We start from the raw sequence: 17,673 nt of genomic DNA, 5'->3' as shown, positions 1-17,673 counted from the left end.
TGTACAGGCCATCGTCTGTACAGACTATCGGATACAACAGGGGGTGATGGGATATGACCATGGTGACCCGGACCCGTGCGCTGCTGAAAAAAATACTGTATACGCCGAATCCGGTGCGGATTAAGGATTGTGCCAGTGAATTCGGAGTCAGTGAGCGTACGATCAAATATGACATCGAAAGCATACGAATGTGGCTCGCCGGTGAAGGAGTCGAAATCAAGTCAAAGCCCAGCACAGGCATCTGGATTGAATGCCCGGAAGAGGAACGGGACCATCTGCTGCGCAAAATGGATGCGGATAAAGATCACACCGTATTGAGTCAGCAGGAGAGAATTCAATATGTGACCATGGAGCTGCTGCTGCGGGATGAAGAGACTACGATCGGACGGATCGCTTCCCATTTGGGCATCACCCGCAACACGGCTTTATCCGATGTGGCTCAAGCGGAGCTGCTGCTGCAGGAATGGCATCTTCAGCTTGAAAGATCGCGCAAAGGCGTAAAAATTATCGGTTCAGGCGCACAAAAAAGACTGATGCTGGAGCAGCTCGTTTACCATCTGCTCGATGGCAGCGATATGCTGCAAATTGTGCAGGGTGCAGCGTCCAGGCAGAAGCCGCGCATTCATTTCACCCCGATTCTGGAGCAGTTTTTGCAGCCGGCAGGCGACCTTAATGCTGTGTTTGCGGCGGTTGGGGATTTGGCGGAGGAGACGGAACACAGCATAGGAGTGCTTCTATCCGACCAGGCTGTCATCGGGATATTCATTAGACTGTGTATCGTCATATCTTCCGGCGGCGTTGGCGAAGCTTTCCGGGAGGATAACAGGACGCCAGGGAATGAAGCGGAGGTATTCGGCATCTTCAAGCAGGTGTTGTCCGGATTTTTTCACAAATCGGGCAAAGAAATTACCGATCAGGATATCTGGTTCATCTGTCTGCAAGCGGTCAGCAGAATCCCGGTAACCGAGGATTCAAGGGCAGGGCGGGAGCTGCTGCTTCCGGATGCGCTGGTCATTACCAGACGATTAATTGAAGCAGTCAGCCGTAGCATGGATCCGGCTTTGGCCAGGGACCCGGACCTGTTCAGCCATCTGCTGGACCATACCTCACGCAAGCTGACCCAATACAGCTACGGTATCGTGGAGCCGAATCCCATGCTTCAGGATATTATCAGCGCCTATCGTGGTATGTTCGAGGCTGTTAAGAGCGCGAGCATTGAGGTGTATGGTCCTTACCGTATTTATCTGACAGATTCGGATATCGGCTATATCGTTGTTTATTTCCAGCTCGCCTATGAGCGGTTGAATGAGCAGCGCAGCATTCGCGGACTGGTTGTGTGCGGTACGGGCAAGGGAACGAGCCGGCTGCTGAAGGCCGTGATCGAGAAGCAAATCCCGAATCTCAGGATCGATGGAAGCTGTTCAGTCATGGAATTGAACAAAACGTTACGGGAAGGGGAATATGACCTGGTGGTCAGCGTGTTCCCCGTTGAAGTTCCGGTATCGTCCGTTGTCGTCAGCCCCATCCCCGGGAAGCGGGATTTTGCGGCGATTCAGGAGAAGGTCGCCTCCATCGCTCCTGCCAAGGCCGATACGCTGCCAACTTCCGTCAACCCGCCGCCCCCTTCCACAGGGGAAATAGAAGACCCGGAAGCGCTGCAGTCCTGGTTTCAGGAATTGGTGTTCAGAGGTTTTGAGCTGGGCCGGCAAATTGCCGATGAGCTGGGAGGCCACCTGACACCCGACCGGCTGGAAGGGCTGAAGATGCATTTGATCTTCATGATGCAGCGAATTGCCCTGCACACCCAATATGAGGATCAGAGCGTCATTCTTGCGGCAACACCACCCCAGACAGACCGGGAACGACTGCTCAGGATTCTTGAGCAGAGAGGGCTGAAGGTTTCGGAGGCGGAGCTGCTGGCGATCCTCAAATATTTGGAGCAGCCGCCGGAGTCCACATTTAGCGGAAGTTTTTCTTACGATTAAAGAAAGCTTCAGCTCCGCTGAAAACTTATATTTTCTTCAATCTAAAAAAATCGGAGAGGTCTAACATGTTTATAACCAGCAGCGTCCTGAGGGACATAACAGAGAAAACGACTGTAGATCAGGGAGCGCAAAGCAAATTGGAAGATTGGCTGTGCCGGCTTCAGGAATGCGCTCCCGAGGCGGGACTTGATATCGTCCACGACAAGGCTGTCGTGATTGGCATCCACCTGCTTGCCTATTTGAAGCGGCTTGACCAGGGAGAACGCCTGCCGGAAATTCCGGACGAAATGCTGACGGAAATCAGCCCGCAGTACGAGCATTTAAGCCGCAAACTGCTGAAGCTGGTCCCCGGAGCGGAGTTGCAGGAGCCGGATACTGCGGAAATTTTTTACCTGGCAGTTCATTTTGAGGCCGTAAAGGCCAATATGGGAGGAAATAAATATGAGTGAAAAAGTGAAAGTAGTGATTGGTGACCGTCTCGGCAAAGGGCAAAACGTAGCCAAAGGAGTGGAGGCGGCTGGGGGAATCGCTATCGTAATCCCCGGCATTGGTGCCGACATGAAGCTGGGTGATGTCATGCATGAAGAGCAGGCCGATTTCGGCATTTCCTTCTGTGGCAGCGGTGGTGCGGGGGCGGTGACAGCCAACACCAAATATAAGTACCCGATGGAGTTTGGTCTCCGTTCTGTGGATGCGGGAGTAACGGCGATCCGTACCGGAAAGAAGGTGATCGGCTTCGGTTTTATGGACATTGAAGAACTGGGGCGCAGACTTACGGAAGCTTATATTCAGACCAACGGGAGGTAAGCCATGTACCTGGAAAAAGAAGTAACGTTAACGCTCACAGGCAGCGGAGAGAGTGAACGGGCCGCTTTTCAGCACATTTTAAATGAAATGAAAAAGCAGGTTACCACAAATGATGCGGACATGATGCTGCAGATTGAACCGCGAAATATGGAGGTGCTGTCCGCCGTCAAGACGGTACATACCGAGAAGTTTCTGGGAATTCTGTTTCCCCGCACGCGGACCCGCTATGAAATCAAGGCCAACATTACAGTTATGCTCAGGTATATGGATCTGTCCAAAATCGAATACAAGGTCCAAGAAGAAAAACAGACGGCAATCCAGCATGTCATGCGCATGCGATAGGTGTGTGCTGAATTAAGGGGGAAGCTATGGAGACGTTGGAAATCATTTTAAAATCGATTGTGATCGGCCTGTTTGTAGGTTTTGGCGTGGGGGCGGGCGCCGCCAGGATGTTCCACGCTCCGAAAGTGCAGGGGATGGGGGCTTTTCGCACCTTCGGTGAATTGAATGCCTGTCAGGGGGACCCGGTGGCTCACTTCTCGTTTGGTCTCGGCTTCCTGTTTAATGCCTGGGCGTCCGTCGTAGGTGCCGGCGGTCTGACCCAGGATGTGGATCACCGCATTATACCGAACTGGGCGGCGGCAACCCTGCTGTTCAAAAATAAAAACGTGGAAGAAACGCTGCATGATCCGCGCAAAATGGCATGGACCGGCGCTATGGTCGGCGCGGTTGTCGTCACGGTGCTGAACTCCACGGCAGCCGCCATTCCGGCTTCGCTGCAGGCTGTCGCTACCCAGGTGCTGGTACCGGCGGCGAACTGGCTGATCAACCCGATTATGCCGATTGTCTTCTGGACGGCGGCAATGGATGCGGGCAAGCGTACGGGGGTATGGGCGACCATACTCGGTGGCTTGTCACATCTTGTGATGGGCAATGCCGTGCCGGGCATCGTGCTTGGTATCCTGATCGGCAAAGGCGTTGATGACAGCGGCTGGAACCGCATTACCAAAACACTCGTTGTGGCGGTTGTCCTGCTCTTCCTGTTCAGCGGCTTCTTCCGCGGCTTTGACGCGAAGCTGATCGAGAGCATGCATATGACTGTTCCGCAGTGGCTTATTGATCTGCACGCACTCTTTGGATCTGAGGTGGGTTAATGATGGAAAATACAAAACTGCAAACCGGATTCTGGTATTCGGAATGGGCGTTTACGCTGTTTGTCGCACTGCTGGCCTCGGGCATTTTCGCCGGAACGCACTTGTATTATGTTTATCATGTAGGGGCTTTTAACGATATCGCGATTGTAGCCATGCTGGAAGCGGGGATCAAAGGTGGAAGCTATGGCGCTGCTGCTGCCTTCGGAGCGAGCTTTCTGTTCGCCCGTATTCTGGAAGGTCCGCTTGTTGGCATTCTCGATATCGGGGGCGCGCTGCAGACGGGTCTCGGCATCGGTGTGCCTGCGCTGATGCTGGGCGCCGGCATGACCGCGCCGCTGACCTCCTTCCCGCTGGCGCTGCTGACAGGGGCGGTTCTCGGCTTTTTGGTCGGATTCATTATCATCATGATCCGCAAATTTACCATTAATGCTTCCAACTCTACCTTCGGCGCGGACATTATGATGGGCGCGGGTAATGCGGCTGGACGTTATCTCGGACCGTTGATCATTATCTCAGCGGCAATGGCATCCATTCCGGTCGGAATCGGAGCTACCATCGGGGGAGCCGTGTTCTATGCGTTCAAAAAGCCGATTGCCGGCGGGGCGATTATCGGTGCGATGGTCATGGGCGCGTTCTTCCCGATCGAAATCCCCAAGTAAGCATTACTTTTTAAAAAAGAGGCCCACCCGCATTTCAAACGGCTGGGCCCCTTTTTTTGCTCTCATAAGTATATCAATATTTGGTTCACGTATCTTACGAGCCGTGTTATCTTGACTGTACGGACAAGTGTGGTAAAATTATTTGATAAATAATTATTCAGAATAAATGAATGTGAGTGATATAATGTCCAAGCTTCTGGAAGTTAAAGATCTGGCAATTTCATTTAAAGTGCGTGGCGGAGAGCTGCAAGCTATCCGCGGTGTAAGCTTTCATGTCAATAAAGGGGAAACGTTGGCGATTGTCGGCGAATCCGGCTCAGGCAAGAGCGTGACCTCACAGGCCATCATGAAGCTGATCCCTTCGCCGCCGGCTGTGTACAAGCGCGGTCAGATTCTGTTTGACGGCAAGGAAATTATCAGCAAGACCGAAGAGGAAATGCGAAGCATACGGGGCAACGAAATCGGAATGATTTTTCAGGATCCGATGACTTCCCTGAACCCGACGATCAAGGTCGGCAAACAGATTACGGAAGTTTTATTCAAGCATAAGAAAATGTCCAAAGAAGCCGCTTACGAGCGGGGAATTGAGCTGCTCAAGCTGGTCGGAATTCCGCATCCGGAGCAGCGCTTTAACCAATACCCGCATGAATTCAGCGGCGGGATGAGACAGCGGGTTGTTATCGCCATGGCGCTTGCGGCAGATCCGAAGCTGCTGATCGCCGATGAGCCGACAACCGCACTTGACGTAACGATTCAGGCGCAAATTCTGGAGCTGATGAAGGAGATTCAGAAGAAGATCGGGACGGCTATCATTTTCATTACCCATGACCTTGGCGTAGTCGCCAAGATGGCGGATCGGGTAGCTGTTATGTACGCAGGCCAGATCGTCGAGACTGGCACGGTGGACGAAATCTTCTATGATCCGAAGCATCCTTATACGTGGGGATTGCTGGCTTCCATGCCGCATCTGGAGAGCAAAGGCCAGAAGCTGACTGCGATTCCGGGTACGCCTCCTGACCTGCTTCATCCGCCTAAGGGAGATGCTTTTGCGCTGCGCAGCAGTTATGCGATGAACATCGATTTTGAGAAGGAGCCGCCAATTTTCAAGGTGTCTGATACACATTATGTAAAATCATGGCTGCTGCATCCAATGTCACCCGCTGTTGAGCCACCTGAAGTGGTGAAGAGCAAACTACGCAGGCTGGAGAATGCGTATGAGCAGCCGGTTATGGTGGACAGCTACGAGGCCTAGTCCGGAACAACAGCTAAATACCATGTATTCAAAGTGCCGAACCTGATTGAAGGTTCGGCACTTTTTTGTACTGTAACACAAGGAAAAAAAGAATCTAAAAAGTAAACTATTCATTGAATTACAGTTATTGACAAGGTGTGAAAGGAGGATTATATTAGTCTTGTAGAACTAAAAAAGGGAGATGGTAGAATGGTCCGGAGAATTATCGTGTTATTGGGTACCTTGTTTTTCTTGGCAGGTTTGACGTGGGCTTTACCGCTGCATGCAGCCTTTTCCTCGGATGATGGAACTGCTGATGGCATCAAACTGAAGGAGCTTGCGGATACAGATCTTGGCGGCATACATACATCAACAATTCCGGAAGCGTCAGCAAGCAAACAGAACAGCAAGTCTACATCTGAAATGGAAGAAAAAGTAGTTCTTCACAGTTCTTATAACAGAATGTTATCAACAATAAACGCGACATATAACAATTCGGTAACAGCCGCCACCTATGACAATACCTCACCAGACGGGGCAGTTTACATTGGGCCGGGAACGCAGACATCCGGTTATATTACGACCGAAGGCGAGAGCAGGTGGTTCCTGACTTATGTTGATTCTCCGTTGAAGCTTACCGCTTTGATGAATCCGGGAGCGGCTGTTGACTATGACCTGTCCCTGTACAAGCTTGACGAAGCTACGGGCACACTTAACCGGGTCTCCTATTCGCAAAGAGGAAGCGGGCAATACGAGCAGTTAAGCCACGTGGCCGGTCCAGGGTACTATTTTGTACTTGTTCAATCCTATGTCGGATCAGACACCGTTAACCCCTTCACGCTTTATCTTGGAGTGTCTGACACCTATGATGCCAATGAGCCTGACGACAATCCCTGGTTTGCGAAAAATCAAGGCTCAACAACATTCAGCAGCCGCCAGAATATAGATAACTTTCTCGATGAAGATTGGACCAAGATTAGTCTGCCCAGAAGTGCGCCTGTCCGTTTGCTTCTGAACAATACTTCAGCCTACGGTGTGTACCGGCTGGACCTCTATGACGGCAACCTTGGCAGTCTCGGATACCTTGATCAAAATACCCAAGGGCAAGTTCAGCTTCCGGCAGGAGACTATTACATTCGTGTCTGGGCTCCATCCTCCTTTGATCTGACGACGCCTTATACTTTATCCGTAAGTTATCAGGCAGCCGATGTGGCCCGTGTCAGCATCAACAATATCACGACAGACGGCGGAGTGCAGGGATTTATTGACTACGGATACGGAGACAAATGGCGGATCAAAAACAATATTACGATCTCCGGCCGGGCTTTTGATGCATCAGGCAATCCGGTTGCCAATGCGCCTGTGACGGCTGCCTTGAGAGTGACGATTAACCAGCAAATTTTCCAGGCCAGTACTACAACGGATAGTCTGGGTTATTTCTCGGTTTCGCTAAACAACCTGACTCCGGCGGCGGGCAATTATTCTTACTATAATAACGGGTTAAGCATTCACTATTTTGATATTATCCCAATCGTCTTCTTTAGCGGGGACAAGCAGGTCACCGCGAATATCAATTCATTGTATCATTTTGCCTATCAGATCAGAGCTTGAGCCATAAGCAGAAGTGAGCAGAGGCTGTTCCACACCAAGGAACGGCCTCTTTTTCATCTTTTAAAAAATAGATTGTAATCGCTTTATTTTAATGTTACAATAATCTTAATCTAAAGGATTGTGACCGGTGAAGCGGGCAATGCCTGAATTTATTTTAACGTCATGAGGCTCATGATGTTTTAATAAGCTCGGGCTTTTTTTGTTCACATTCGTATTTAAGGGTGATGGCAGATGATAATCGAGAAAATACTGAACAATAATGTGCTTCTGACCAAAAATGATAAAGGCAAAGAGGTTATCGTCATGGGCCGGGGGATTTCCTTTAATAAATCGATTGGTGACACCGTTGATCCCGGGAAAATTGATAAGGTATTCACGATGAGCCAGAGTCTGCTGACCGCGAAGCTGACTGATTTGCTCAGCGAAATTCCGGCAGAACAACTGGAGCTGTCCAATGATATTGTGGAGCATGCCCATTATATTCTGGGAACCGATCTGAGCGAGAATATTTATTTGACCTTGACGGATCATATCCATTTTGCGCTGGAGCGCCACAAGAAAGGCCTGGCATTAAAGAATGCAATGCTGTTTGAAATTAAACGATTTTACAAAAAAGAATTTATGGTCGGCCAGGATGCGATTCAAATGATTGAGGACAAAACCGGCGTAAAGCTCGGGGAAGATGAGGCCGGATTTATCGCTCTTCATCTCGTCAATGCACGCATTGACGGTAATGAAATGAAGCAGACGATGGCCATGACGGAAATGGTGCAGAACATTTTAAACATCGTCACCTACCATTTCGGGATTGTTCTGGATGAATCGGCGCTGATCTACTCCAGATTTTTGACCCATCTGCAGTATTTCGCGATGAGAGTGCTGCGGAATGAGGTACACAACGGCGGGGACGATTTTCTGTATAACCAGGTGAGAAAATCGTATGTAGCCGCTTTTGGGTGTGTGGTCAAAATCAATGATTATCTGGAGAAGACCCATCAACAGTCCTTGAGTAAAGATGAGTATGTATATTTGACCATTCATATACACCGGATTACGGAAAGAAATCAGGATTAATCCTAAACAGCATATCGATAAACCATCTGTTAACAGGGTGTTACTGGTCATGCAGGCAAAACCTGAGCTGATGGTAATATAGTCGCGCGGTGCCGAATCATGCGTCTATATTACCACGAGTTCAGGTTTTTCTTATTTGCGGGAATAATATGAACCTGTTGAGCGGCGCCACATCAGGTCTTTCGCAAATAAAAAATCTGAAGCTCAATTTTCAAAAAAGGATTGGTGAAATATGAGCAAGCAAAGCTTGTCCCAGGAAATTATCAGGCTTGTGGGCGGAGAATCCAATGTTAATTCCGTTTTTCACTGTGCGACCAGACTTCGGTTTAAGCTCAAGGAGCGGAGCAAAGCGGACAAAAAAGCGCTTGAAAACACTCCGGGGGTCATAACCGTTGTGGAGAGCGGTGGTCAGTTCCAGGTCGTGATTGGCAACAATGTTGCCCAGGTGTATGAGCAAATGATGAAGGAAACAAGCCTGCAGGATGCCGAAAAAAGCAGCAGCAATGAAGCATCCGAGAAATCAGGCTTGCTCGGATCGGCTGTCGATCTGATCTCCAGTATATTTTCACCGCTGCTGGGAGCTATGGCTGGCGCGGGGGTTTTGAAGGGACTGCTGGCTTTATTTTCGCAGTTGGGCTGGATTAACGGCGCGAGCGGCACCTATCTAATCCTGAATGCGGCTTCTGACAGCGTGTTTTATTTCCTGCCGGTTTTTCTGGCCATAACATCGGCCAAGAGGTTTAAAACGAATCAGTTTGTTTCCGTTGCGGTGGCGGGAGCGCTTGTATACCCGAGTGTGGTTGCAGCCATGAATGAACCGCAAAGCCTGGCATTTTTGGGGATTTCGATTATTTTTGTAACCTATAGCTCAAGCGTCATCCCGATTATTCTCGCGGTATGGGTTCAATCCTATGTGGAAAACTATTTCCGCAAGGTTATTCATGAATCTGTCCGGAACATTGTGGTGCCGATGCTGGCATTATTGATTGTGGTTCCTCTGACTTTTCTGATCTTTGGACCTGTGGGCAACTCCGTCAGTAACGCCCTTGCTGCAGGGTATACCTGGATTTATAATTTGAGCCCTCTTGCAGCAGGGCTTATCGCCGGGGGATTCTGGCAGGTGTTTGTTATTTTCGGTGTCCATTGGGGCTTTGTCCCTGTTATGCTTAGCAACCTGACTACAATCGGTTACGACACGATGATTCCTATGCTTGCGGCAGCAGTTTTGTCCCAGGCGGGAGCAACGTTTGGTGTATTTCTCAAGGCAAAGGATCAAAAGTTGAAGGCATTGGCCGGTTCTTCCACGCTGGCCGCCGTATTTGGCGTAACAGAGCCGACGATTTACGGTGTAACCCTGAAGCTGAAAAAGCCATTCATTTACGCTTGTATCTCCGGCGCGATTGGCGCTGCTATCATCGGGGTGGGGGGAGCACGCAGCATTTCCTTCGCCCTTCCCGGCTTGCTGGCTGTTCCGAGTTATTTTGGACCAGGATTCACGTACGTCGTAATTGGCCTTGCTGTTGCTTTTATACTCGCAGCAGTATTAGTGTATGTATTGGGATTTAAGCAGCCGGAAGTCCGGGAAGCCGAACCCAATGTTGAAGCGGTGACGGACGACAAGCAGACCGACACCACAGCCTTTGTAAAAGAAGTCATAGTAAGCCCTCTGACTGGTATGGTAAAACCGCTTCATACGCTTGAGGATGAGGCCTTCGCGTCAGGTGCGATGGGACAAGGTATCGTCATTGAGCCAACCGGCGGCCGACTGACCGCGCCGGTGAGCGGTATCGTAACGACGGTTTTCCCGACAGGGCATGCGATCGGCATTACATCCGATGGAGGGGCTGAGCTTCTGATCCATATTGGAGTTAATACCGTGCGTCTGAAAGGGAAATTTTTCGAAAAGCAAGTGCAGGAGGGAGACAAGGTGGAAAAGGGACAGCTGCTGCTGAAATTTGATGTCGAGCAGATTCGGGCGGCGGGTTATCTTGTGTCCACACCTGTCATTGTTACCAATTCAACCAGCTATCTGGACATCCTGAAAACCGACGAGCAGGAAGTCCAAAATCAGGATTATTTGATGACAACCGTAGTTTAGGTGAATAAGAAAGGAGCTTTTTTAAAATGAGTACTGTAAAAAAGGGATTTCCGGAAGGTTTTTTATGGGGAGGCGCTACGGCGGCAAATCAGTTGGAAGGCGCTTATAATGAAGACGGCAAGGGCTTGTCCAGCGCCGATATGGTGGTCTATGTGCCGAAGGAAAAGCGTACAGGCGGCCACGCCATTGAAATTACCTCTGAACAGATTGAGAAAATTTTGTCTGGAGAGCTTCAGGATGCCCGTTTTCCAAAGCGTTACGGCATTGATTTTTATCACCACTATAAGGAAGATATTGCTCTTTTTGCCGAGATGGGCTTCAAGGTATTCCGGTTGTCGATCAACTGGGCACGTATTTTCCCGAACGGTGACGATGCAGAGCCAAATGAGGCAGGGCTGCAATTTTACGATAACGTCTTTGATGAGCTGCATAAATACGGCATTGAGCCTCTCGTTACTTTGGCGCACTATGAGACGCCGCTCGGCTTGACGATGAAATATAACGGCTGGGCGAGCCGGGAAGTGATCGGCTGCTTCACCAAGTACGCGGAGACGGTGTTCAGACGCTATAAGGATAAGGTGAAATATTGGCTGACCTTCAACGAGATCAATATGATGACCATCAGCCCTTTTACCGGCGGAGGTGTTGTCATTGACCGTGTGGATAACAAACTGCAGACAATTTATCAGGCGCTTCATCATCAATTTGTGGCAAGCTCGCTTGCGACAAAATTATGCCATGAGATTATTCCAGATGCAAAGATTGGCTGCATGCTTGCCCGCATGGAAAGTTACGCCCATACCTGCAACCCGGAGGATGTGCTGAAGAACCAGCAGGAGAATCAGAGAAACCTGTTCTTCACGGACGTTCATGCACGCGGGGAATATCCCACTTATATGAACCGCTATTTCGAGGAGAATAATATCGTAATTCAAAAAGAAGCCGGCGATGACGAGATTTTGAAAAAGTATACGGTGGATTATATTTCGTTCAGCTATTATATGACGTTGACGATCTCCGCAGAACCGGGGGGCGACAGAGCGGAAGGCAATTTGTTCGGCGGTGTAAAGAATCCTTATTTAAAGGCCTCCGATTGGGGCTGGCAGATTGATCCGACCGGGCTGCGAATTACGCTGAATACAATGTATGACCGCTACAAGAAGCCGTTGTTCATTGTGGAAAACGGTCTGGGGGCCTATGATAAAGTAGAGGATGACGGTTCTATTCATGACACTTACCGGATTGACTACCTGCGCCAGCATATCGCCCAAATGAAGGAAGCTATCGCCGACGGTGTAGACCTGATCGGTTACACTAGCTGGGGGCCTATTGACCTGATCAGCATGTCGACCTCCGAAATGTCCAAGCGTTACGGCTTTATCTATGTCGATCAGGATGACGAAGGCAATGGAACCTTGGAACGCTCACGCAAGGATTCGTTTTTCTGGTATAAAAATGTCATTGCTGCCAATGGCGAAGAGCTTTAACAGAATATGAGGTGTGCAAGTCACGCCAAGAACAGGACTGCCTTTCATGTAATAAGTGAGGCAGTCTTTTTTTTGACCGGATTGTTCATAAGCAAATAATGGTCATTTTTCTCCAACTCTTTTTACATATTGCGGAATCCCAGTGATGATTATAAAATAAAACGCAACAACATTATAATGTTTGAAACTGGAAGCCGATGTTTCCCATGACTTTGGCCGGTTTATGTCCTATGCGGCTTCGTGCTTGAAGGCACAGAAGGAGATTGCCGCCACAGAAACAAATTATATAGAAGTGGAAAGAAGGGATGATGGGCGTGGGGTTCACGAATAAAATCGGGGTTATTTCAGACAGCTTTGGACTTGGCCCGAGGGAGGGCCTGAAGAAAGCGAAGGAAATCGGGGCTGACGGAGTTCAGATATGGGCGATTGCGGGTGAAATGGAGCCGGACAACTTGACGGTAGAGGACAGAACGGAACTGCGGAATTATATATCCGGGCTGGGTCTGGAGGTGTCGGCTTTATGTGCGGATTACGGCGGTCATGGCTTCAAAAATCCGGAGGAGAACGGCTGGAAAATCGAAAAATCGAAGCAGGTGCTTGAGCTTGCTTTTGATCTGGGCACCAATATCGTGACGACACATATCGGAATTATTCCGGAAAGCAGCGATGATCCCGAATATGCCATCATGCAGCAGGCCTGTAATGAGCTGGCGGCCTATGCTTCCTCACGCGGTGGATATTTTGCCATCGAAACTGGCCCTGAGCCTGCGGAGCGGCTGAAGAAGTTCCTGGATTCGCTGGACTCCAAAGGGGTAGCGGTCAATTTTGACCCGGCGAATATGGTGATGGTCACCGGCGATGATCCTGTACAGGGCGTGTATACGCTGCGCGATTACATTGTACATACCCACGTTAAGGACGGTGTCCGTCTGCGTGAGGTTGATCCCCGTGACGTGTATGGGGTTTTGGACCACGAGCAGATTGCAGTCATGGCGGAAGGCGGGGCGGGTTTCCGTGAGGTGCCGCTCGGCGAAGGCAACGTTGATTTCGAGGCTTATTTCACTGCCCTGCAGGATATCGGCTATGCCGGTTATTTGACGGTGGAAAGAGAGGTTGGCGAGCGTCCGGAAAACGATATCCGAGCAGCTGTGAAGTTTATCCAGAGCTACCGCCACCGTTAATAGCAATACGTAAAAAAGAGGTCTATAGAGCTTTCTAAGCCTCTACAGACCTCTTTTAGATAAGGAAAATTATACCTTAAGCTTATTCGGCAGCAGATGAAGCAAATAGATGCCTTCAACAATGGATGACAGATCCCTAAACGAATAGTTTGCAAACCGTATCTGATTCGTTAATTTTGAGTGATCAGGTGGATGAATGTGATAGGGCTCAGTATCTGTTTGATAATCAGGGTCATCATGAGGTTCGCAATGAAACTTTGCTAAAACCTGATTGCCATTACCATGAATCCAGTCGTAGTAATAATGAGTAATAAGTCCGCTTTTCAGATGTTCTGTTATGTAAAGCTTTGAATTATCAACGAAAACGAGGGTAGCTCTTTGGGCGAATGCTGAGCTTGGTTTGCCGGTGCTGTCAGTTTCACGGATATACAAGATGGCATCCCCGAATCTCCTTTTCAATAATTCTAAGTTTGATGGCGGGTTACCGATCAATCAGATTCAATTTCTTGAAGAAAAGCTCGCCACTCTTTTCCTTCTCTGGACCACTGAAAGTCTTCTGTCATCGACGGGTCTCCTTTCTCTTTAATTACTTCTTCAAAAGTACCTTTGTACCGCTCTTCATAAAATTTGATCATTTCGACCAGGTAACGGACACGTTCATATTTAGTAGGTTCTTGCTGAAGCTGCATTTTTTGTTGATTCGTTTGATAGAGCTTAGCTACTTCACTTACAGGGATTTTTTCCCCCGTAGGTGATACCCAAATCGTGCTTTCACTAATTCTTGCTTGTTTGTTTTTTGCTGCCCGGCTGAAACCAACAAAACGATTGGCATCAATCCAGTTATTGATCGTTGAAATGCTGACACCGAATATTTTGGATAATTGTCCGGTCGTGTAGGATCTGGAGAGATCTTCTTCTGCCAGAGATAACACAGTGGTACTGATCTCGTTTAAGGCTTTAGGGAGTATGGTTTTGCTTTCCTCTACCAAACCTCCTTCAATTAACCTTGTGAATTCAGACATAAAGTTTTGAGGCACGGCGTTTAATCTGAGTGCTAAGTTATAAAGTATTTTCGCCATAGCTTCGGCTTGTTCCGGTTTCTGTAAAGTGTTCTCAATGACCGAATTAAAGTTTAGTTTATCTTGTTCTGTTATAGGCACTTTGTTCACCTCTTTATCCTCCTATTCTACACGAACTGAAAGTAAACTGCAATGAAACTACAAATAAACTGCCAATTTCATTCTAATCTAAAGCGATCAATTCTATTCATGATTTAGGGCTGGGTAGAATAAAAAAGCCTCAGTCCAAAGGACCAAGGCTGATCAAAACATATTTATTTACCGCACTATCAACCAGGCCAACCAGGCTTCTTCCGATTATTCCTCACAATCAACCGTGCTTTCCGAATTTACAGCCCATCCCAGATACGACGCACGTTGTCGAAGCCGATTTTCGCACCTGTGCGGCAGTCTTCCATGCCCTCGAATTCCAGGGAGAAATATCCATCATAACCGGACTGTTTGATGGCACGCAGCACTTCGTGCAGGTCGATGTCACCATGGCCGGCGATGGCGCCACGCAGGTAGTTGCCGCTGGTCGTGCGGAACCAGCCTTCGCCGGGATTGCGGTAAGAAGGGCGCAAATAGAAGTCTTTGATATGCACAATAGACGCATATGGCAGGTTGTTTTTGACCGCTGCAACCGGGTCTTCGTCCGCGCACATAAAATTGCCGATGTCGAGCGTCGTTTTGTAGTTGGGTTCATTTACGGTTTTCACCAGAGTTTGAACACGGTCACTGTTCTGAATAAAGTAGCCGTGGTTCTCGACGCTGGTCGTAATGCCGAATTGTGCAGCATAACGGGCGATCTGGCGGCAGGCTTCGGCCAGCCGCTCCAATTGTGCGTTGAAATGGCCGATGGAGACGTCGGGCGAGGACGCCACATCATGCCGCATCAGCTTGACGCCAAGGCGTGCAGCGAGGTCCACTTCCTTTTTGACCCGCTCGATTTCAGCCTCGTAAAGGGCATCGTCTTCTGTAAGAAAGTTGGCTCCGATGGCATAATTGGAGATATCCAGTCCTCTGGCCTTGGCTTTTTCTACAATAACATCAATGAGTCCGGGATCTTCGGTCAAGTTATATCCGAGGGGCACGATTTCCACGTGGGACCCGCCGATGTCGGCTGTGTAATCAATGACGTCCGCAACGGTCATTTCTCCGCTCTTCAATGCGCCGTACAGGCTGTAGGTGCTCAGTCCAAGCTTCATAGGTGAATTTCCTTTCCTTGGGCGGCGGATTCATATACGGCATTCAGGATTTTCATAATTTCAAGGCCATCCTCCACAGGGCTAATCGGCTGATTGCCAGTCAATATACAATCGACGAAATGGTCGATTTCGTTCTGGAACGCTTTTTCAAACTGGAAACCGGAGCTGTCGGTCTGCGGGTGAACATTAAGGATGGTGTTGTTCTTCTCCGTTGTCATCATGACTTCAGGATCGATTTCGAAGCCGCCCTTGTCTCCGTACAGCTTGACAATGCTTTCATTTTTGCTGGCATGAAGGGTGAAGCTGACCTCAATCATGAGCGAGGCCCCGTTCTCGAAGCGGATGAGGGCGTTTGCCAGATCCTCCACATCATTTTTGTTCGCATCATAATCGGCTGCCTGATACCGGGACAGGTTCTGGATATGGGCGCGGTTGCCGAGCTTGCGGTATGTGTTGCCCGAAACGGATTTGACCTTCGGACGGCCCATCATGTACCAGCACAGATCGATGACATGCACACCGATGTCGATCAGCGGCCCGCCGCCGGAACGCTCGATATCGCTGAACCAGCCTCCCGGGTTGCCGAGACGGCGGATGGTGGAAGCCTTGGCATAATAAATTTCGCCGAATTCACCTGCATCCGCGAAAGTGCGCAGCATTTGCACGTTAGGATCGTAGCGGCGCACAAAGCCGACCTGGAGAAGCTTGCCAGAGGCTTCGACGGCTTCCTGGATTTTGACGGCCTCTTCGGTCGTACGGCAGAGCGGCTTCTCCACGAGCACATGTTTGCCCGCGTTCAGCGCGGCAATGCTGATTTCCGCATGTGTATTATTCCACGTACAAATGCTTACGCCATCAATTTGCTCATCTGCAAGCAGCTCGTGGTAATCGGTATATACTTTTTCAGCGCCGAAGGCGGCAGCGGCTGTTTTGGCCCGTTCCTCATTCAGATCGCAGACCGCGTAGATTTTCGCCTGCGGATTGTTGCTGTACGGCTTGAGATGGTATTCGGAAATGCTGCCGAGGCCGATGACGCCGATATTGACGGTTTTCATGCCTTGTTGCTCCTTTCATAATAGGTCTATAATCTATTGTAAGGATGCAGTGAAGCTTAAATCCATGCAGCACCTTGCTGTTTGTTTGCAATAATGTGCGGTCACAGAGGAGGAATGTACATGAAAAGACCTGCCGATTTGCGCGAGCCGATGGATATGCCGGACCGCTATTTCCCCATCAAGCTTCATACCTGCAAGGCGGGCGGGGAGGGCAGCACATTGTTTCCCCATCACTGGCATGAGCATATGGAGCTGCTCTATTTCGTGTCTGGTGAAGCGGTGATCGAATGCAACTCCACCCCTTACGAGGTGAGCGGCGGCGACTTGATCGTGCTGAACAGCAATGATCTGCACCACGGAATTTGCAGGTCCGAGCAGCTGCGCTATTATTGCTTGATTATGGATATCTCTTTACTGCAAAGCCCGTCGCCGGACGCGATTGAAACGAAATTTATCGTGCCGATTCTGCAGAATCGGGTGCTGTTTCAGCATCATATCCGCAATGTTGAAAGTCTGCATGTCTGTATGGATTCCATCGTTGAAGAGTTCAAATCCAAAGAGCCCGGCTATGAGCTGTCGATCAAATCCTCCATGTACCGGCTGCTCACCATTTTGTTCCGCAATTATGTGACCGAAGCGCCGCCACAGCCACTTGAAATGAGCAGGAGAAAAAATCTGGAGCGCTTTACGCCCATTTTTGAATATATCGGAGAGCATCTCGGGCAGGAGCTGTCAGTGCATGAACTGGCTCGTATGGCTGGCCTCAGCCGTTTTCATTTCAGCAGGCTGTTCAGCGAGCTGACCGGACGTACAGTGCCCGAGTACATTAACCAGTTGCGTATCAATAAATCCGAATATTTGCTGCTCCATACCGATATGACGATCTCCGAAATCGGCTGGGCAACCGGCTATAACGACATTTCTTATTTCAGCCGTACCTTCAAAAAATACAAAACGGTATCCCCCTCCGAGCTGAGAGCCGCATCCTCTGCAGTCTGCAGCGCGGAGGAAGAACACCGGATGGCCTGAAAGCCGGGACTATCCCGGATTATCTGGAGTTATCCT

The 17,673-nt window shown here is 49.4% G+C and carries 17 protein-coding genes; 13 read left to right on the top strand and 4 right to left on the bottom strand.

Annotation, left to right across the window (positions count from 1 at the left end; all coding sequences use genetic code 11):
* Positions 1-53: 53 nt before the first annotated feature.
* From ACE41H_RS13615 to ACE41H_RS13560, 12 genes are all read left to right on the top strand, one after another.
* The gene (locus tag ACE41H_RS13615; protein WP_375355814.1) at positions 54-1,985 is read left to right on the top strand and encodes a BglG family transcription antiterminator; all 1,932 of its coding nucleotides are present in this window, start codon (positions 54-56) and stop codon (positions 1,983-1,985) included.
* Positions 1,986-2,050: 65 nt separating this feature from the next.
* Positions 2,051-2,434 (top strand): hypothetical protein, encoded by a 384-nt coding sequence (locus ACE41H_RS13610; protein ID WP_375355813.1) that lies wholly within the window; start codon positions 2,051-2,053, stop codon positions 2,432-2,434.
* Entirely contained in the window at positions 2,427-2,792 is a 366-nt protein-coding gene (locus ACE41H_RS13605) for an SFCGS family glycine-rich protein (protein ID WP_375355812.1), read from the top strand. Before ACE41H_RS13610 ends, ACE41H_RS13605 begins: the two co-directional genes overlap by 8 nt.
* A gap of 3 nt (positions 2,793-2,795) precedes the next feature.
* A complete protein-coding gene (locus ACE41H_RS13600; protein WP_375355811.1) occupies positions 2,796-3,134 on the top strand; it encodes a DUF4312 family protein in 339 nt (112 codons plus the stop codon).
* Positions 3,135-3,160: 26 nt separating this feature from the next.
* Positions 3,161-3,946 carry a DUF4311 domain-containing protein gene (locus ACE41H_RS13595; RefSeq protein ID WP_375355810.1) on the top strand — a complete coding sequence of 262 codons (786 nt, stop codon included), beginning with the start codon at positions 3,161-3,163 and terminating at the stop codon, positions 3,944-3,946.
* A gap of 2 nt (positions 3,947-3,948) precedes the next feature.
* A complete protein-coding gene (locus tag ACE41H_RS13590; protein WP_375355809.1) occupies positions 3,949-4,605 on the top strand; it encodes a DUF4310 family protein in 657 nt (218 codons plus the stop codon).
* Between the two features lie 184 nt (positions 4,606-4,789).
* Positions 4,790-5,857, top strand: coding sequence for an ABC transporter ATP-binding protein (locus tag ACE41H_RS13585; RefSeq protein ID WP_375355861.1), 1,068 nt, complete (start codon positions 4,790-4,792; stop codon positions 5,855-5,857).
* 189 nt (positions 5,858-6,046) lie between these two features.
* Complete coding sequence (locus ACE41H_RS13580) at positions 6,047-7,447, top strand: carboxypeptidase-like regulatory domain-containing protein (RefSeq protein WP_375355808.1); 1,401 nt, start codon at positions 6,047-6,049, stop codon at positions 7,445-7,447.
* 231 nt (positions 7,448-7,678) lie between these two features.
* On the top strand, positions 7,679-8,521 hold the full coding sequence (licT, locus tag ACE41H_RS13575; protein WP_375355807.1) for a BglG family transcription antiterminator LicT: 843 nt from the start codon (positions 7,679-7,681) through the stop codon (positions 8,519-8,521).
* Positions 8,522-8,753: 232 nt separating this feature from the next.
* On the top strand, positions 8,754-10,619 hold the full coding sequence (locus tag ACE41H_RS13570) for a beta-glucoside-specific PTS transporter subunit IIABC (RefSeq protein ID WP_375355806.1): 1,866 nt from the start codon (positions 8,754-8,756) through the stop codon (positions 10,617-10,619).
* Positions 10,620-10,645: 26 nt separating this feature from the next.
* Positions 10,646-12,106 (top strand): glycoside hydrolase family 1 protein, encoded by a 1,461-nt coding sequence (locus ACE41H_RS13565; RefSeq protein ID WP_375355805.1) that lies wholly within the window; start codon positions 10,646-10,648, stop codon positions 12,104-12,106.
* Between the two features lie 305 nt (positions 12,107-12,411).
* Positions 12,412-13,287 carry a sugar phosphate isomerase/epimerase family protein gene (locus ACE41H_RS13560; protein WP_375355804.1) on the top strand — a complete coding sequence of 292 codons (876 nt, stop codon included), beginning with the start codon at positions 12,412-12,414 and terminating at the stop codon, positions 13,285-13,287.
* A 69-nt stretch (positions 13,288-13,356) separates the two neighbouring features.
* Here the strand turns inward: ACE41H_RS13560 and ACE41H_RS13555 are convergent, their stop codons facing one another.
* From ACE41H_RS13555 to ACE41H_RS13540, 4 genes are all read right to left on the bottom strand, one after another.
* On the bottom strand, positions 13,357-13,719 hold the full coding sequence (locus tag ACE41H_RS13555) for a toxin-antitoxin system TumE family protein (protein ID WP_375355803.1): 363 nt from the start codon (positions 13,717-13,719) through the stop codon (positions 13,357-13,359).
* Positions 13,720-13,775: 56 nt separating this feature from the next.
* On the bottom strand, positions 13,776-14,456 hold the full coding sequence (locus ACE41H_RS13550; RefSeq protein ID WP_375355802.1) for a hypothetical protein: 681 nt from the start codon (positions 14,454-14,456) through the stop codon (positions 13,776-13,778).
* A 239-nt stretch (positions 14,457-14,695) separates the two neighbouring features.
* Positions 14,696-15,553, bottom strand: a complete 858-nt coding sequence (locus tag ACE41H_RS13545) for a sugar phosphate isomerase/epimerase family protein (protein WP_375355801.1) — start codon at positions 15,551-15,553, stop codon at positions 14,696-14,698.
* Positions 15,550-16,608 carry a Gfo/Idh/MocA family protein gene (locus ACE41H_RS13540; protein ID WP_375355800.1) on the bottom strand — a complete coding sequence of 353 codons (1,059 nt, stop codon included), beginning with the start codon at positions 16,606-16,608 and terminating at the stop codon, positions 15,550-15,552. The genes ACE41H_RS13545 and ACE41H_RS13540 overlap by 4 nt, the downstream gene beginning before the upstream one ends.
* Before the next feature lie 120 nt (positions 16,609-16,728).
* Between ACE41H_RS13540 and ACE41H_RS13535 the strand changes: the two genes are divergently transcribed.
* A complete protein-coding gene (locus ACE41H_RS13535; RefSeq protein ID WP_375355799.1) occupies positions 16,729-17,637 on the top strand; it encodes a helix-turn-helix domain-containing protein in 909 nt (302 codons plus the stop codon).
* Positions 17,638-17,673 lie beyond the last annotated feature (36 nt).

Source organism: Paenibacillus enshidis (genome assembly GCF_042136365.1).
GTDB lineage: Bacteria > Bacillota > Bacilli > Paenibacillales > Paenibacillaceae > Paenibacillus > Paenibacillus enshidis.
The sequence above is the reverse complement of the archived record's forward strand: the minus strand, read 5'-3'. Positions and strand labels throughout refer to the sequence as shown.

Excerpts from the sequence above, each read along its gene's own strand:
- ACE41H_RS13615 (WP_375355814.1), top strand. The coding sequence starts at position 54 with ATGACCATGGTGACCCGGACCCGTGCGCTGCTGAAAAAAATACTGTAT.
- ACE41H_RS13610 (WP_375355813.1), top strand. The coding sequence starts at position 2,051 with ATGTTTATAACCAGCAGCGTCCTGAGGGACATAACAGAGAAAACGACT.
- ACE41H_RS13605 (WP_375355812.1), top strand. The coding sequence starts at position 2,427 with ATGAGTGAAAAAGTGAAAGTAGTGATTGGTGACCGTCTCGGCAAAGGG.
- ACE41H_RS13600 (WP_375355811.1), top strand. The coding sequence starts at position 2,796 with ATGTACCTGGAAAAAGAAGTAACGTTAACGCTCACAGGCAGCGGAGAG.
- ACE41H_RS13595 (WP_375355810.1), top strand. The coding sequence starts at position 3,161 with ATGGAGACGTTGGAAATCATTTTAAAATCGATTGTGATCGGCCTGTTT.
- ACE41H_RS13590 (WP_375355809.1), top strand. The coding sequence starts at position 3,949 with ATGGAAAATACAAAACTGCAAACCGGATTCTGGTATTCGGAATGGGCG.
- ACE41H_RS13585 (WP_375355861.1), top strand. The coding sequence starts at position 4,790 with ATGTCCAAGCTTCTGGAAGTTAAAGATCTGGCAATTTCATTTAAAGTG.
- ACE41H_RS13580 (WP_375355808.1), top strand. The coding sequence starts at position 6,047 with ATGGTCCGGAGAATTATCGTGTTATTGGGTACCTTGTTTTTCTTGGCA.
- licT (WP_375355807.1), top strand. The coding sequence starts at position 7,679 with ATGATAATCGAGAAAATACTGAACAATAATGTGCTTCTGACCAAAAAT.
- ACE41H_RS13570 (WP_375355806.1), top strand. The coding sequence starts at position 8,754 with ATGAGCAAGCAAAGCTTGTCCCAGGAAATTATCAGGCTTGTGGGCGGA.
- ACE41H_RS13565 (WP_375355805.1), top strand. The coding sequence starts at position 10,646 with ATGAGTACTGTAAAAAAGGGATTTCCGGAAGGTTTTTTATGGGGAGGC.
- ACE41H_RS13560 (WP_375355804.1), top strand. The coding sequence starts at position 12,412 with ATGATGGGCGTGGGGTTCACGAATAAAATCGGGGTTATTTCAGACAGC.
- ACE41H_RS13545 (WP_375355801.1), bottom strand. The coding sequence starts at position 15,553 with ATGAAGCTTGGACTGAGCACCTACAGCCTGTACGGCGCATTGAAGAGC.
- ACE41H_RS13540 (WP_375355800.1), bottom strand. The coding sequence starts at position 16,608 with ATGAAAACCGTCAATATCGGCGTCATCGGCCTCGGCAGCATTTCCGAA.
- ACE41H_RS13535 (WP_375355799.1), top strand. The coding sequence starts at position 16,729 with ATGAAAAGACCTGCCGATTTGCGCGAGCCGATGGATATGCCGGACCGC.